General features: G+C 60.6%; 13 protein-coding genes. 12 read left to right on the plus strand and 1 reads right to left on the minus strand.

The genetic code is table 11. The annotated features are described in order from the left end of the window. Positions 1–20 precede the first annotated feature (20 nt). The 10 genes from fabG (at position 21) to ACYCTF_RS04205 (ending at position 8,366) form a co-directional block, all read left to right on the plus strand. The gene (fabG, locus tag ACYCTF_RS04160) at positions 21–764 is read left to right on the plus strand and encodes a 3-oxoacyl-ACP reductase FabG (protein ID WP_461282745.1); all 744 of its coding nucleotides are present in this window, start codon (positions 21–23) and stop codon (positions 762–764) included. A 90-nt stretch (positions 765–854) separates the two neighbouring features. After that, on the plus strand, positions 855–1,094 hold the full coding sequence (gene acpP / locus ACYCTF_RS04165; protein ID WP_461282746.1) for an acyl carrier protein: 240 nt from the start codon (positions 855–857) through the stop codon (positions 1,092–1,094). A gap of 49 nt (positions 1,095–1,143) precedes the next feature. Further along, positions 1,144–2,385 carry a beta-ketoacyl-ACP synthase II gene (gene fabF, locus ACYCTF_RS04170; protein WP_461282747.1) on the plus strand — a complete coding sequence of 414 codons (1,242 nt, stop codon included), beginning with the start codon at positions 1,144–1,146 and terminating at the stop codon, positions 2,383–2,385. A 23-nt stretch (positions 2,386–2,408) separates the two neighbouring features. Next, the gene (locus ACYCTF_RS04175) at positions 2,409–3,746 is read left to right on the plus strand and encodes a chorismate-binding protein (RefSeq protein ID WP_461282748.1); all 1,338 of its coding nucleotides are present in this window, start codon (positions 2,409–2,411) and stop codon (positions 3,744–3,746) included. A 118-nt stretch (positions 3,747–3,864) separates the two neighbouring features. After that, on the plus strand, positions 3,865–4,686 hold the full coding sequence (gene pabC / locus ACYCTF_RS04180; protein ID WP_461282749.1) for an aminodeoxychorismate lyase: 822 nt from the start codon (positions 3,865–3,867) through the stop codon (positions 4,684–4,686). Next, positions 4,670–5,680, plus strand: a complete 1,011-nt coding sequence (gene mltG, locus ACYCTF_RS04185) for an endolytic transglycosylase MltG (RefSeq protein ID WP_461282750.1) — start codon at positions 4,670–4,672, stop codon at positions 5,678–5,680. The genes pabC and mltG overlap by 17 nt, the downstream gene beginning before the upstream one ends. Beyond that, complete coding sequence (gene tmk, locus ACYCTF_RS04190) at positions 5,637–6,263, plus strand: dTMP kinase (protein ID WP_461282751.1); 627 nt, start codon at positions 5,637–5,639, stop codon at positions 6,261–6,263. Before mltG ends, tmk begins: the two co-directional genes overlap by 44 nt. Positions 6,264–6,265: 2 nt before the next feature. Further along, positions 6,266–7,204 carry a DNA polymerase III subunit delta' gene (gene holB, locus ACYCTF_RS04195; protein ID WP_461282752.1) on the plus strand — a complete coding sequence of 313 codons (939 nt, stop codon included), beginning with the start codon at positions 6,266–6,268 and terminating at the stop codon, positions 7,202–7,204. Next, complete coding sequence (locus ACYCTF_RS04200; RefSeq protein WP_461282753.1) at positions 7,201–7,590, plus strand: PilZ domain-containing protein; 390 nt, start codon at positions 7,201–7,203, stop codon at positions 7,588–7,590. Before holB ends, ACYCTF_RS04200 begins: the two co-directional genes overlap by 4 nt. 2 nt (positions 7,591–7,592) lie before the next feature. Beyond that, the gene (locus ACYCTF_RS04205; RefSeq protein WP_461282754.1) at positions 7,593–8,366 is read left to right on the plus strand and encodes a TatD family hydrolase; all 774 of its coding nucleotides are present in this window, start codon (positions 7,593–7,595) and stop codon (positions 8,364–8,366) included. A gap of 123 nt (positions 8,367–8,489) precedes the next feature. Here ACYCTF_RS04205 and ACYCTF_RS04210 read toward each other — a convergent pair whose 3' ends face one another. Beyond that, positions 8,490–9,437, minus strand: a complete 948-nt coding sequence (locus ACYCTF_RS04210; RefSeq protein ID WP_461282755.1) for a hypothetical protein — start codon at positions 9,435–9,437, stop codon at positions 8,490–8,492. 329 nt (positions 9,438–9,766) lie between these two features. Between ACYCTF_RS04210 and ACYCTF_RS04215 the strand changes: the two genes are divergently transcribed. Next, a complete protein-coding gene (locus ACYCTF_RS04215) occupies positions 9,767–12,721 on the plus strand; it encodes a DEAD/DEAH box helicase (protein ID WP_461282756.1) in 2,955 nt (984 codons plus the stop codon). 8 nt (positions 12,722–12,729) lie between these two features. Then, the gene (locus tag ACYCTF_RS04220) at positions 12,730–13,731 is read left to right on the plus strand and encodes an SWIM zinc finger family protein (RefSeq protein WP_461282757.1); all 1,002 of its coding nucleotides are present in this window, start codon (positions 12,730–12,732) and stop codon (positions 13,729–13,731) included. The last annotated feature ends 914 nt before the right edge of the window (positions 13,732–14,645 follow it).

Here is a 14,645-nt window from a genome sequence, read left to right on the forward strand (position 1 = left end):
AAAGGGGGGGGCAGGCGATTATGACACTCGATGGCGAAATCGCCTTGGTGACGGGGGCGAGTCGTGGAATAGGTAAGGCGTGCGCCCTGCGGCTTGCAGCGCAAGGAGCGCGGATCATCGCGACTGCGGCGTCGGAGAAAGGCCTGGCGGGTATCGAGGAATATTTTGCCGCCCACGGCATTCAAGGGTGGTCGTTCGCGCTCGATCTTTCCAGTCCGCCATCGATTGATGGTCTTCTGGCGGAGTTCGATAAGCGCGCGCAATGGCCTAGCATCATCGTCAACAATGGCGCAATCACGCGCGACAATCTGGCGATGCGGATGCGTGACGAGGACTGGGATATGGTCCTCGCCACCAACTTGAGCGGTGTTTTTCGGTTGACACGGGGCTGTCTCAGGGTCATGAGCAAGGCGCGTAAAGGGCGGATCATCAATATCAGTTCCGTAGTCGGCGTGACCGGCAATGCCGGGCAAACGAATTATGCCGCGGCGAAGGCCGGCCTGATCGGCCTGGGGCGGGCGTTGGCGCGCGAGGTGGGTAGTCGCAACATCACGGTCAACGCCATCGCGCCGGGATTTATCGATACGGACATGACGCGGGCGCTTACCCAGGGCCAAAAGGACGCTCTGCTTGCGCAGATTCCCCTCGGCCGATTGGGCGCACCGGAAGATATCGCCCATGCTGTGGCGTTCCTGGCGTCCCCGGAGGCCTCCTATATTACTGGAACGACCTTGCACATAAACGGTGGAATGTATATGAATTAGCCGATCGGCGCCTAAGGTAGACTTCGACGGCGGGGATGTGGTAACTATGCGGCCGCACGGCTTTATAACGATTTTTTGGAGGAACGAGAGATGAGCAGCATCGAAGAACGGGTAAAGAAGATCGTGGTCGAGCAACTCGGTGTCAATGAAAGCGAAGTCTCGACCGATGCGTCCTTCGTGGACGATCTCGGTGCAGATTCGCTCGATACCGTGGAGCTTGTCATGGCCCTCGAGGAGGAGTTTGATTGCGAGATCTCGGATGACGAGGCGGAGAAGATTACGACCGTGAAGCAGGCGGTCGACTACATCACCTCGCACGCCGCGAATTGATCCGGGCGGCCTCCGTACGTCGTAGCACGCCATATCCGGGGAGGTACAGTTGAAGAAGAGGCGCGTCGTCATCACCGGGCTTGGGGCCGTCACGCCTCTTGGTCTCAATGTCGCTGAAAATTGGCGGCGCATTAAAGCCGGCGAGAGCGGGATCGGTTCTATCACGCAATTCGATGCGACGGGCTTTCCTTCGACTATCGCAGGCGAGGTTCGGGGCTTCGATCCCACCTCGGTCGTGACGGAGAAAGAGGCTCGCAAGATGGACCGCTTCATCCAGCTCGGCATGGCAGCCGGGGTGGAGGCAATCAAGGACGCGGGCATAACCGTGACCGAGGCGAATGCCGAACGCATAGGATGCTACATCGGGTCCGGGATCGGCGGCGTGCACACGATCGAGGAGACGACGCGGCAATACCTGGAAAAGGGCGCGCGGCGGATATCACCGTTCTATATTCCCATGAGCATCATTAACATGATCTCCGGGAATCTATCGATACTGTGTGGTTTCAAGGGTCCCAATCTGTCTGTTGTGACGGCCTGCACCACGTCCACTCATGCGATCGGCGAAGCCGGACGTATAGTGGAATATGGGGACGCCGACATCATGGTCGCGGGAGGCGCCGAGGCTGCGGTGACTCCGACATCGATGGCGGGGTTCGGTAACGCCCGCGCGCTTAGTTCGCGCAATGAGGACCCGGCCCGGGCGAGCCGGCCTTGGGATCGCGACCGTGACGGCTTCGTTTTAAGCGAGGGCGGGGCAATTGTGGTGCTCGAGGAGCTCGAGCATGCCAAGGCGCGTGGCGCGCGCATCTATGCTGAACTCCTAGGTTTCGGTATGAGCGGCGACGCCTATCACATGACGAGTCCGCCGGAGGATGGGGACGGGGCCGCGCGATGCATGCGCTACGCGTTGCGCAACGCGGGACTCAACGTGTCCGACATTTCTTACATCAACGCGCATGGGACGTCCACGCCACTTGGCGATCGCGCCGAGACCATGGCGATCAAGCGCGTGTTCGCAGACCATGCGAAGCGGCTCGCGGTGAGCTCGACGAAGTCGATGACGGGCCATCTCTTGGGGGCCGCAGGCGCCATAGAGGCGATCTATACCGTGCTCGCCATTTATGAGCAAGTCGCGCCTCCGACAATCAATCTCGACCAACCGAGCGAGGACTGCGATCTGGACTATGTTCCGCACACGGCGCGGGAGATGCCGATCGTACACGCCCTGTCGAATTCCTTCGGATTCGGCGGCACGAACGGGACGCTCGTACTCGGCCGCCTCCGGTAAGCCTCGTGAAGGGTTCGGCGGCGATGCGCCCCGCACCTCGAGGCATTGATGACCTTCTGCGTGTCCATGATGCCTTCCCGGAGCGCTACCCGCATTTTTTGGCAAGCGGCAGGGACGCGGGCTGGGGCTTCGACATCTTATTTGCGCACCCGCGGGATCCCATCGTGCTGCGCACCGGGTCAAACGAGGCGCAATCCGTGCGGTTCTTTTCGGCGCTCGACGCCTGCTCGGCCGAGGCGCACGCAGGCGAACTGCCGGACACGGGGTTACCGTTTCTTTTCGGCCACTTCCTGTATCTGAGTTATGAACTGATAGGGGTCTTGGAGAGCCGCCTGGCGCTTACCGCGCCCGCCGATCTACCGCTCGCATGGCTCCAGGGCTTCGATGGCGCGATCATCAAGGATTGGCGGTCTGGTGCCGTCACCATCACAGGAAGGGATGTCTCGGTGGTCGAGGGGATCGAGGGGGATCTTCGTAGCATGCCCGATCCGGGACCTTGGCCGAGCGTGGCTATGGAGCGCGTGGAGCACGACCCCCCAGAGGCGTATAGGGACGGTGTAGGTGATATCCACGGCTACATTCTGGCCGGAGATATCTTCCAGGCCAATTTATCCCGATCCTATCGTGGCCGCTTGGCGTCCGAGACGCGCGCGGCGGTGCTTTTCGAAAGCCTGCGCCGATATAACCCCGCGCCGTTTTCGGCCATCGCACGACTGGGCGAGACCCTGATCGTGAGCGCATCCCCCGAGAGACTGCTGCGATGCCGCGGGCGCACGGTTATGACGCAGCCGATTGCCGGCACGCGGGCGCGGTTACGCGATACGCTCGAAGATGAACGCGCGCGGCAGGATCTACGTCTGGACCCCAAGGAACGCGCGGAGCACCTCATGCTCGTCGATCTCGAGCGAAACGACTTAGGTCGGGTCTGTGTCCCGGGCAGCGTCCGCGTGCCCGATCTCATGCGGATCGAAAGCTATGCGACCGTCCATCATCTCGTTTCGGATGTCTTGGGTACGCTGCGAACGGAGGTGACATTATCGGGCGTCATCAAGGCCTTGTTCCCCGGGGGCTCCATTACCGGATGTCCCAAAATTCGGTGCATGGAGATCCTGGGGCTTAGCGAGCAGGGCAGTCGTGGCGCTTATACAGGGAGTCTCGGCTACATCAACGAACGCGGCGACATGGACCTCAATATCCTGATCCGCACCCTGGTCGTGCGCGGCCGCGAGATCGGATTCCGGGTAGGAGCGGGCATCGTAGCGGACTCCGACCCGACACGCGAACTGCGTGAGACTGAGGCCAAGGCGGCTGGCCTCTTGCGCACCTTGGGGTGCGCGACCGGCGGGGAGCGCGCCCCATGAGGGCGCCGTTTTTCTTTCGATGGGCATCCGCGCACCCTGGGAGGGGCCCCCAGCTGCGTACTAGGGGTCTAGACCCGCTTTTCCGGCCATCGACGGGGGCGAGGCCCTTCCGGGTGCCATGAAGCCCCTGCGCAGCCTCATCAATGGATGGGCCGAGGCGGAGCTCTCCGTCACGAGCCGCCTGCAATATGGCGACGGCCTATTCGAAACCGTGGCCGTTCAAGATGGCCGGCTACTGCTCTGGCCCGAGCACGGCCGCAGGCTTGCCGTAGGGGGCGAACGCCTGGGGCTGGATCCGATCGATCCCACTGCGCTCAAGATGGAGGCCGAAGGCTTGGCGGCTGGCGTCGGGCTCGCTATCCTAAAAGTCGTCTTGGTCCGTGGCGCGGTCGGGCGCGGTTATCGGCCGGAGGCCGCACCGACCGATCGCGTCCTGACCCTCTGGCCGTGGCCATCCGGACCTCGGTTCAAGGAGCGGGCGCCGGTCTTCTGGTGTGAGACACGGCTTGCGAGACAACCGCTGCTCGCAGGAATGAAACACTTAAATCGGCTCGAGCAGGTCCTCGCGCAAAGGGAGTTCGCGGACCCCTATTGGGAAGGCTTGATGCGCGATACGCAAGACTGGGTCATAGAAGGGACCATGACCAACCTCTTCGTGGTCGAGCGGGGCGCTCTCACAACGCCGATCTTGGATCAGGCGGGCGTAGCGGGGGTGATGCGCGAGCGTGTCATTGTGCGCGCCCGTGAACTGGGGATAGATGTGCATTTTGATCGACTCACGAAAGACAGGGTCATGGAAGCCGACGAGGTGTTTTTGTGCAACTCCGTGATTGGCGCGCGGCCAGTCCTTGACCTCGGAAAGGGCCCGCGTCGACCGGGCCCCATCACGGCCACGATTGAAGCGGCATTGAGAGGAAGCAGGGATGCGGTCGTTCTTTAGGGCCATCCTAGGCGCCATGGCGTTCGGCGGCGTGTGCGTAGGCGGGTGGTACTTCCTCGCTGATCGCCCCCTGCATCCGGGGCCCCGGACTTTTCACCTGCCCGCGGGGACCACCATGCGGGCATTCGCGGAGATGCTCAAACAGCGCCAAGTGATCGACTCGGCCGATTCCTTTGTGGCGCTCGCCGAGCTGAATGACGAGGGTCAAGCCCTGAAAAGCGGCGTCTATCGTTTTCCGGACCCAGCCACCCCCCTTCAAATCCTGCGCATGGTGGTGTCGGGGCAAGTCGTCGAATACCCGCTCACACTCGTGCCCGGTTGGACGTTTCAACAGGTTCGGCAGGCCTTGGCGCAAGCCCCCCATTTGCGAAACGACGTCAAGGGTTTATCCCACGCGGCGGTGCGCGCCGCGCTCCATAGGCAAGGCAGTCTCGAGGGTGCGTTCTTCCCTGACACCTACTACTACACGTACGAGGCATCGGCCACGTCTGTGCTGATACGCGCCCAAAAGCGGCTCCAAGCGCTTTTGGGCGAGGATTGGAAAGGGCGTGCCCCCCAACTGCCGATCCACACGCCGGAACAGGCGCTGATCCTAGCCTCACTCGTCCAGAAGGAGACAGCGAAGGCCGGCGAGCGGCGCAAGATCGCCGGGGTCTTTATGAACCGCCTGCGTCTGGGCATGAAGCTCGAGACAGATCCCACGGTGATCTTCAGTCTTGGGAAGCGCTATCACGGGGTGCTCACGATCGCCGATCTTGCGTTCCCAAGCCCTTATAATACCTACCTTCATTATGGATTGCCGCCGACGCCCATCGGTTTGTGCGGCGCCCGCGCCTTGCACGCGGCGCTCCATCCGGACAAGACGCGCGCGCTCTATTTTGTGGCGACAGGGCGCGGCGGGCATGTATTCTCTGATACTCTACAAGCACAGGATCAGGAAATCCGCAAATATGAAATCGACAGCACCAGGCGGCCCCCTGTTCGTAAGCCTTGAGGGGCTCGACGGCTCCGGCAAAACGACACAGATCGACCGGGTCGCGGACTTCTACGAGCAACGTAATCCGCAAGGGGTTGTCGTGACGCGGGAGCCTGGTGGAACCGAGGTCGGGGAGCGCATTCGCAACATACTGTTGGAGCATGGCTCGGTGCACCCGCAAACCGAACTTTTGTTGTTGTTCGCGGCGCGCGTTCAGCACATCAAAGCTGTGGTCGCGCCGGCGCTTGCGCTCGGCAAGACCGTAGTCTGTGACCGTTATCAGGACGCCACTTATGCCTACCAGGGTTATGGTCGCGGCCTCGGGGTCGAGTTGATCGATGGGCTATCGGACCTGCTGGCAGTCCCTCTGCCTGATCTCACGCTCTATTTCGATGTCCCGGTGAGCGTCGCTCTCGGGCGGCGCGTCGGTCGGTCGGCCGATCGCATCGAGGCCGAGGGCGAAGCGTTTTTCGAGCGCGTGCGAGAAGGGTATCAGGCGCGCGTGCGGGCGCAACCCGACCGGTTTGCGGTCATTCCAGCCGCCGGGTCCCTGGCCGAAGTCGCGCAGGCCGTGGACATGGCGCTGGCGGCCCGTCTCTAGCCATGCTGCCCTGGCAGCGTGCGACCTGGACCGGACTTGCCGAGGCAAGCCACCTCCCGCACGCGTTGCTTTTTTGTGGCCCCGCAGGCATAGGCAAACGGCAGTTTGCCGAGCGCCTGTCGGTCCGGCTCGTCTGCGAGCGCGAAACCGCGTGTGGCACCTGCCGGGCCTGTCACCTTGCATCGGGCGGTAATCATCCCGACATCCTGGTTCTACGACGAGAGGAGGGGAAGACCGAGATCACGGTAGATCAGGCGCGGGCTCTCAATGAGTTCCTCGTGCTAACACCTCATCTCGCACCCCGGCGCGTGGCCCTGATCGCGGATGCCGACCACCTCAATCGTTCGGCCTCGAACGCGCTCCTAAAGACACTCGAAGAGCCACCGGCCGGTAATTATCTGCTTCTGGTGAGCGACAGTCCCGCGCGGCTCTTACCCACGATTCGCTCGCGATGTCAGCGCATCGTTTTGCCGCGCCCAACGACGGAGGAGGGGCTAGGCTACCTGAAAGAACGTGCGATCCCGGACCCGGATGCAATGCTGGCGTTGACGCATGGCGCCGCGCTTCAGGCCGAGGCATGGCCGCGGGATACACCCGCCCTGGCCGCACGCCTCATGGCCGACCTCGACGCGGTCGCAGAGGGAACTCAATCGGCCTTGGATGCCACCGAGGCCTGGCATGCCGTGGACCTGGACATCGCCCTCAGCCTTTTAGTCGACATCGCCGCGAATCTCGCGCAATCGGTACTGGCCGGCGCTCCGGCTTCGGCCATGCCAGCAGGATGGACGGCCCGCTTGCGCGTCCTGGCGGGTCGGCTAGACTTAGGGCAGATCTTTCGCCTCTGGGATGGGGCGCTTGAGGCGCGAGAACTGGCAGCCGCGCCACTGGATCGGCGCCTGGTCTGGGATCGGCTCTTTACGCTTATCGAGGCACGGCTATGAGCGATATATCGATTATGGACCCAAATATGGTCGATAACACCAGAGCGCTGGCCCGCCCTGGTGTTCTTTCGCTCGTAATCAAAGATCGCAACGCCTTGTATACGGCCTACATGCCTTTTCTTAAAGGGGGCGGTCTCTTCATACCGAGCAACAAGCCCTATAAGCTCGGCGATGAGGTATTCATGTTGCTCACCCTCATCGACAGCAAGGAGAAGATCCCGGTGGCGGGGCACGTGGTGTGGATCACGCCTCAAAACGCCCCGGGCGGCCACCCATCGGGCATCGGTATTCAGTTCAGCGCCAAGGATTCCGAAGTCGCGCGCACCAAGATCGAGACCCTCCTCATAGGCCAATTGCAATCGGACCGGCCGACCCATACCATGTAGGGATGTCCTTGGTCGATTCGCATTGCCATCTCCATTTCGATCCTCTTCGTGACGATATCGCCGCAGTGCTCGCTCGCGCGCATCAAGGGGGCGTCTCCCACATGCTGTGCGTGAGCGTAGGCCTTGCGGATCTAGGCCCCATCCAAGAGGTCATGCGGCACGATCCGGGTATCTTTGGTTCGGTGGGTGTCCACCCCAATGAGACGGGTGCGGCGACCTCGGTCTTCGATGATCTCGTGCGCCTGAGCGCCCATGATCGCATCGTGGCCATCGGCGAGACGGGCCTCGATTATTACCGGCACGCCGACCTGGACGTGCGATCTCAACAAGAGCAATTCCGTGAGCACATCGCAGCTGCCCGGAAGGTCCGCAAGCCGCTCATCATCCATACCCGCGAAGCCGCGGCTGACACCCTAAGGATCCTGCGTGAGGAGGGGGCGTCGGAGGTGGGCGGTGTCCTGCATTGCTTCACCGAGACAGAAGAGTTTGCAAAGCAGGTCCTGGACTTGAACTTCTACATCTCATTCTCCGGTATCGTGACTTTCAAGAATGCGCAGGCCTTGCGCGATGTTGCCCGCCTCGTGCCGGAGGACCGGCTCTTGATCGAGACCGACGCCCCTTACCTCGCGCCGGTACCGCACCGCGGTAAGCCCAATGAACCCTCTTACGTCGCGCATGTGGCCCACTGCTTGGGCGATGTCCGCGGGGTTTCCTGGGAAAGGGTGGCGGAGACGACCGAACGCAACTTCTTCGCGCTCTTCCAAGACGCCGCCTAAGCGCGGGCCTTCGCACCCGTGGAGGCCCAGAAACTTCCCACATATATCTTATATATCAATAGGTAGTCTATGTATGCTGCGATAATTTCTCAGCGCACATGAAGACCTGCGTGCAATCCATTATTATTGCATGCGTTTATGGAGTCTACGCTCGAAGAGATAGGCCACCATCAAGTAGAGATAGACCACCATGTAGATATTGGCAGTCCCGAGCATATCGCCGCGATTGCCGGTGCTTCCGAAGTGGTAGGGGCCGCCCCAGCCCTCAGCGGTCGTCCACACCCCGAAGGAATACAAAAACCCAATCGGCAGAAACCATTGTTGCCAACGTTTGAGCAGAAGACTGATCGCCAAGATCGTCTCTATGGCGGCCGCGAAAATACCGAACGTCAAAGGCCCCGTGAGATGGATCGCCGAAATCACAAGTCCGATATACGTCACGATCCACGCCGGCTGACCGACCTCCGACTGCTGCATATAGGTCAGGCTGTGCTCGAAGAAGCCCGGCTGCCATTTCCAGAAGGCGTCGAAGGCCCACAAGAGACCGAACAGGATACGCACGGCTTCGATCCGCCCCGTGTTGACCGCAGGCTCTGACTCCGGCCCTAGCGCAAGTCTGCGCTCCGAAGGGACTGAGAGCACCGCGAAGAATACGAGCGCATAGACGATAGCCGTGCCCGGGTCCGTGGCGCCTGGCGTATACGGCCCCCCCAGCCCGCCCACCGTGGCCCAGAGAAAAAGGCTGTAAATGATCCCGAGGCGCGCCATAGGCCGCAAGGCGAAACCCGTAAGAAGCGAGGCCGCCAGAAGGCCATCCAAGACGACCGTGCCGATCGCCACGTGACGTGGGCCCAACATCGTGACTATGTGTATGACCTCGTGGAGGACGGTCTGTACCAGGTAAGGTTGCCCCTTGACGCGCGCAACGATGGATCCGAGGAAATGGTCGACGTAGACCTTGTTGGCTTCAAGGACGGTGTTGATGACCCAGATCACGCCAAAAAAGATGCGCAGCGCCGCAAACGCGAGCTCTTGACCGCCAGTGTACCGGGATGATCGATTTTCAAACATGTAACAGGCTCTCCTTCGATGCGTTTGCCTACGAGACCGGGTCCCTCTGGGCCCGACTATAGTACAAAGGGGGTGGCCCTGCCCACAGTGGCGCCTCACGGTGCGACGGGAGCCGTCCATCGGCCCATCGCTCGCGACGAATGCAGATCCAGGCCGTTGCGCGGAAGAGGACCGGCAGCACGACGAATTTGTTCTCCTCCTGCACTCAAAGTAAGTAATCGTAGTCGAGGTGTGCGAACTCCTCGATGGGCATCGCCCCACCGGACAACCGTGGGCGGTGCGCCACTGTCCGCTCTCAAACAACATATTGAGCAACAGGAAAGGCCAGAATGATCGCCCTGCGGGCGATAGCGCCGCTCATGGCCCATGGCCGGCATGGCCGGCCGCACATTGTGGGCCGCGTGGCCGGTCACCATCCCCTGAACCGCTACGCGGTTACAGGCGGAGCACCGCGTCGCTTTCTGGTAGACAAGGTCTTTTTCCTTGTTTATTGTGGCTTCGCGCTTCCTGATGCCAAGAAGCTGCGGGGGGTTATTAGTGGATACATTTGGCGCCAGCGAAGTCATAAAGTGGTTGACGCGAGAAAATCGGTGACAATTTCTGCCGCCACCACCCATACGCTTCTACTGACCCCGCAAGGTCACCTGCTGTGGGCTCCGGATCCCGGCGGTTTGCATCCCTTGCCCGCAGAACTTCAGGATCGGCTTGCCGATACTTTTGCTCTCGGCGCCGGATACGGTCTACTCCATCTGGGCGCGACGGAAATCGGTACCGCTTTGTCACCCAACCTAGCTTGGTGGAGGAGTTTCGCCGCGCATTATGTGACGCTCTTATGCGCCACGCCCCCCGACGTCGACGTGGCCGTAGCCACCCCTGACGATCACTGGTTCCAAGCGCTCATTGTCGATGCGCCCCCGATGAGAGGTGCGGAGTATCTCACAACGGAGGTCCTGAAAGCCTTATGGGCCGCACTCGATACCGCTTTGCGGGCCGAACTGGTCGCATCGAAGCGCCCGCTTCAGGAATACCTTAAGGCCCGCCACCCCGCTTGGAATCAGGTAGGCCGAGTGTATTTCAACCTAGCCGAGAATCGCCGGGATAGCGAAGCCCCCTTTGCTTTTCTTGCTACCTACACGTCGCGCTTGTCGGCTCACGGCAAAGCGCAACACCTTCCGCTATCGCAGGCACTGACGGAATTCTCCGATGGCAAGAGCCAAGCGCGCCTATTGTCATTGTTGACGCCCGTTCGAAACGGGGCTGCGCAATGTGGTTGGCTGCGGGGAATGGTAGATACCGGGGAAATCTTCCATCCGCTACGCTGGACACTGACGGATGCCCACCAGTTCCTCACCGATATTGCGAAGCTCGAAGCAGCCGGCATCGTCGTGCGCACGCCGGGAAGCTGGTGTGCCGGCCGTCCTGTCCGGCCGCAGGTCAAGGCCAACGTAGGCACGCGCTCACCCTCAACGGTGGGTCAGGATGCGCTGCTGGATTTCCACATCGAGGTCGCGCTCGACGGCGAACGACTCAGTGCCGCTGAGATCAAGGCCCTACTGAAGAGCGCTGATGGCCTACAATGGATTCGTGGGCGCTGGGTCGAAGTGGACCGCGACCGATTGGGGCGCATTCTAGAACGCCTCCAGACCATCGAACAAAAGGCGGCCGGAACCGGCTTAGCCTTCCCTGAAGCGATGCGCCTGATGGCTGGGGCGACGCTCGATGCCGACGCATTGGATCCCGCCGATGCGGATTGGTCGCAATGGACGGCCGGCCCTTGGCTTGCCGAGACGTTGCAAGGGCTGCGCCAACCGGCCGGGTTGGCGCAGATCAACCCCGGCCCGGAACTCAAGGCCACGTTACGGCCGTATCAACAAGTCGGCGTCCGCTGGCTGTATCTGCTTACCCGACTGGGTCTGGGAGCCTGTCTCGCTGACGACATGGGTCTTGGCAAAACCATTCAAGTGTTGTCTCTGCTCCTGGTTTTAAAGCGCGAGCGCAAAACCTCGCATCCAAGCCTGCTAATCGCCCCCGCGTCACTCCTCGCCAACTGGGCAGACGAAGCCCAACGCTTCGCGCCCAGCCTGTGTCTTCTAATCGCACACCCTTCTGTCATGCCGGCGGCCGAATTGCGCACATTGGACGAAAAACGATTGAAAGACATCGATCTCGTCATTACGAGCTACGGCTCGTTGCTGCGTTTGCCGACGCTGCAGGCCATTGATTGGCACCTAGCAGTGATCGATGAAGCGCAGGCCATAAAAAATCCGGGCGCCAAGCAGACGCGGCTAGTAAAGAAACTCAAAGCCGGGACGCGCATCGCGCTAACTGGCACACCCGTGGAAAATCGGCTGAGCGATCTCTGGTCGATCTTCGATTTCACCCACCCAGGTCTGTTAGGCTCGGATAAGGTCTTTGCCAAGTTTGCCAAAGGGTTAGAAAAAACCGGCCATTTTGGCCCGCTGCGAACATTGGTGCAGCCCTACATCTTGCGACGCCTGAAAACCGACAAACGCGTTATCACCGATCTGCCGGACAAGACCGAGATCAAGGCCTGGTGCCACCTGAGTCCGGCTCAGGCCGCGCTCTATCAACACGCCGTCACGGAACTTACAACCGCGCTAGAAGAGGTTGAAGGAATTGGCCGCAAGGGAGTTGTGTTGTCTTTCCTGATGCGCTTCAAGCAGATTTGCAACCATCCCTCGCAATGGTTGGGCGATGGCGCATGGGACGCCGAAGATAGCGGCAAATTCGCACGCCTACGAGAACTGGCTGAGGTGATCGCCGCCAAACAGGAGAAGGTGCTAGTGTTTACGCAGTTTCGCGAAACCACCGAACCGCTGGCCGCGTTGCTCGGGTCCATCTTTGGTCGTGGAGGCCTCGTGCTGCACGGCGGGACCCCGGTCGCCAAACGCCGCACGCTGGTCAAACGCTTCCAAGAAGACGAGCTGACACCGTTTTTCGTTCTCTCTCTCAAGGCCGGCGGAGCGGGCCTGAACCTCACCGCCGCGTCGCATGTTATCCATTTCGACCGATGGTGGAATCCGGCGGTGGAAAACCAGGCGACCGATCGCGCCTTTCGCGTCGGCCAACGAAAGAACGTGCTAGTGCACAAGTTTATCTGCCGCGGCACCATAGAAGATCACATCGATCAGCTGATTGAATCGAAGCGGCAACTGGTAAATGACGTGCTGGAGGGGGGCGCGGAGCTAGTGCTCACCGAGATGAGCGATCGCGAGCTACTTGACTTGGTGAAACTCGACATCCATACCGCACAGGAAGAGTGAGAAAGATCATGAGCTACTATGGCTGGAAACCTTATGTTTCGGTCGCCAAACGGCGCAAAAAAGCGGAAAAAGCCGCGGCCAAAGCCAACAAATTTGGCATCAACTTGTCGCCTATCGAACCCTATCGTGGAGCGATTGCCAAGACATTCTGGGGCAAGGCTTGGTGTGAGAATCTCGAGCGCTACAGTGACTACGCCAACCGCCTGCCACGCGGACGCACCTATGTTCGCAATGGCTCGGTCATTGACCTCACAATCACCGAAGGGGAAGTAAAGGCCCAGGTGATGGGCTCCGACCTCTACACGGTCACCGTCAGTGTGGCGGCGGTCCCTGCGAAGCAGTGGCGGGCCATTGGTGCCGATTGCGCGAACTCTATCGATTCGCTCATTGAACTTCTGCAAGGAAAGCTTTCGACAGGGGTCATGGAGCGCATCTGTACGCCCGGGAGCGGGCTTTTCCCTGGGCCAAAAGAAATGCGTTTCAGCTGTAGTTGTCCCGACTGGGCCTCTATGTGCAAGCACATTGCCGCGGTGCTCTACGGAGTGGGTGCGCGCCTCGATCAACAGCCCGAATTGCTTTTCCGCCTACGGAGCATTGACGCTAAGGACCTCATTAGCCAAGCAGGGGTCGGCGTGCCGAAATCACAGAAACGTCTGGGGACCGCTAAAGTGCTCGACCATTCGCGGATTGCAGACGTGTTTGGCATTGAAATGGATGAAACGCTACCACCGACAAAGGGCGCGCGCCCACGGAAGACCCCAGCACCAGCAAGAACAATCGCGCGCAAAGCTGCGGACGAGCCCACAGCGGCGAAGACCAAGAAGTCCCCTACGACCAAGAAGACCACAACCGCGAAAAAGCCTGTGCGGGCCAAGCCACCCGCCCGGAATCGCGCGGGCCTGCGCAAATTAACGGCCCACATACCGCCAACCACAAAGCCTCAAGTAACGGTAATCACTCCGGCTAAGAAAAAGAGGGCTGTCGCATCAGCCAAAGCACCCAAACCTTAAGCGCAACATACTACCTACCGTTATCGGCGGCGCGATCTTCAGTTGAATTCTGTGTCCTTCTGGCAAGGATCTCGCAAACCTTGTGGAGACGGGCAGGTACTGGAAGCGCAGATGACAGAACATCTCGCGGCGAGTCCGCGAGTACCGCAGCATCCGAATGTTCTCTCAGGGGCGCTTCGGCGTCCGAGAGCGATGCTGCGCGAATCCCGCCGGAGACGTGATTTTACTTGACCGGAAGGGCAGGGCAGGGCCGCACTTCTGCCGTCCGTTCGCACGATCCAGGACCGCGTCCGGCGGCCGCCGCTGGGATCACCCCTCAAAGTCATTTAGCATGGCAACCCGTACGTGGCCCCGTTGCCAGCAAGCCGACATGCGCTTGGGGCGCGACAGTCATTCCCACATAACGGTGCAGGAGGACGCGATGTCGATATCGCCAAGATTCAAGAAGATCGTAGCCCGCGGGTTGCTCCTATTGGGTGGCGCCAGCGTTCTGTCTGGTTGCTTCTTTGAGCCCCCGGGCGGATACGAGGGTCGCGGCTGCTACCAGTGCGGCGAGGGCCACTACCATCATGATGAGCGGCACAACGACGACCACCGCGGCGATCGAGGTGATGATTGAGGGACGCCGTGAGGCGTCCTTGGGCCTGTCGATGCATCAATACCTGTGTCACGCGCCAGACAGCCCTGAAGAGTTCGCTTTAGTCCTGCAGATCGAGAATCAATAATTGGACGTGGGCCCCGGATGGGGCCCCTGGGAGGCGGTTTTCCCGGTCAATATGAGTTCGTATAATGTATATTATGTAAAATCGTAGACACAACAATATAAAGCAAGTTAATACCAACTCTCCGTGCCCCCCCCGTCACTGCAAAATTTCTCCAAAGTCGGCGTTGGAATCTCCGAAGCGCCCTCGGGC

The organism is Acidiferrobacter sp. (genome assembly GCF_054609335.1).

Bases quoted from the DNA above. Each gene is read 5' to 3' on its own strand.
- fabG (WP_461282745.1), top strand. From the start codon at position 21: ATGACACTCGATGGCGAAATCGCCTTGGTGACGGGGGCGAGTCGTGGA.
- acpP (WP_461282746.1), top strand. From the start codon at position 855: ATGAGCAGCATCGAAGAACGGGTAAAGAAGATCGTGGTCGAGCAACTC.
- ACYCTF_RS04175 (WP_461282748.1), top strand. From the start codon at position 2,409: ATGCGCCCCGCACCTCGAGGCATTGATGACCTTCTGCGTGTCCATGAT.
- pabC (WP_461282749.1), top strand. From the start codon at position 3,865: ATGAAGCCCCTGCGCAGCCTCATCAATGGATGGGCCGAGGCGGAGCTC.
- mltG (WP_461282750.1), top strand. From the start codon at position 4,670: ATGCGGTCGTTCTTTAGGGCCATCCTAGGCGCCATGGCGTTCGGCGGC.
- tmk (WP_461282751.1), top strand. From the start codon at position 5,637: ATGAAATCGACAGCACCAGGCGGCCCCCTGTTCGTAAGCCTTGAGGGG.
- holB (WP_461282752.1), top strand. From the start codon at position 6,266: ATGCTGCCCTGGCAGCGTGCGACCTGGACCGGACTTGCCGAGGCAAGC.
- ACYCTF_RS04200 (WP_461282753.1), top strand. From the start codon at position 7,201: ATGAGCGATATATCGATTATGGACCCAAATATGGTCGATAACACCAGA.
- ACYCTF_RS04205 (WP_461282754.1), top strand. From the start codon at position 7,593: ATGTCCTTGGTCGATTCGCATTGCCATCTCCATTTCGATCCTCTTCGT.
- ACYCTF_RS04210 (WP_461282755.1), bottom strand. From the start codon at position 9,437: ATGTTTGAAAATCGATCATCCCGGTACACTGGCGGTCAAGAGCTCGCG.
- ACYCTF_RS04215 (WP_461282756.1), top strand. From the start codon at position 9,767: ATGATCGCCCTGCGGGCGATAGCGCCGCTCATGGCCCATGGCCGGCAT.
- ACYCTF_RS04220 (WP_461282757.1), top strand. From the start codon at position 12,730: ATGAGCTACTATGGCTGGAAACCTTATGTTTCGGTCGCCAAACGGCGC.